Genomic DNA, 449 nt, shown 5'->3' on the forward strand with positions numbered 1-449 from the left:
TTCAACTGCCGCCGCAATCGTCGAGGAGATCTCCGACATCTTGGCGATGGTCTCGCCGATCTCACGGATCGCCCGCACCGACTGATCGGTCGCGCTCTGAATGCCGCCGATCTGGGCGCTGATTTCGCCGGTCGCCTTGGCAGTCTGCTCGGCCAGCGCCTTCACTTCGCTCGCGACGACCGCGAAGCCGCGGCCGGCCTCGCCGGCGCGAGCCGCTTCGATCGTGGCGTTCAGTGCGAGCAGGTTGGTCTGGCCAGCGATGGTGTTGATCAGTTCGACGACGTCGCCGATCCGGGCCGCGGCGGCCGACAATTCGCCGACGCTGGAGTTGGTGGTGCGGGCCTGCTCGACCGCCTCAGTGGCGATCCGCGCCGAGTCCTGCACCTGGCGGCTGATCTCGGAAATCGATGAGCTCATCTCCTCGGTCGCCGAGGCCACCGACTGCTCAT

Annotated in this window: 1 protein-coding gene; it reads right to left on the reverse strand. The window is 67.0% G+C overall.

Translation table 11 applies throughout. From position 1 onward, the window contains the following. Window positions 1–449 (reverse strand): methyl-accepting chemotaxis protein (locus tag DYI24_RS27765; RefSeq protein ID WP_246701405.1); only part of this gene is annotated, 449 nt, incomplete at both ends.

Origin of the sequence: Rhodopseudomonas sp. BR0C11 (genome assembly GCF_010820945.1) — a bacterium.
Taxonomy (GTDB): Bacteria; Pseudomonadota; Alphaproteobacteria; order Rhizobiales; family Xanthobacteraceae; genus Rhodopseudomonas; species Rhodopseudomonas palustris_H.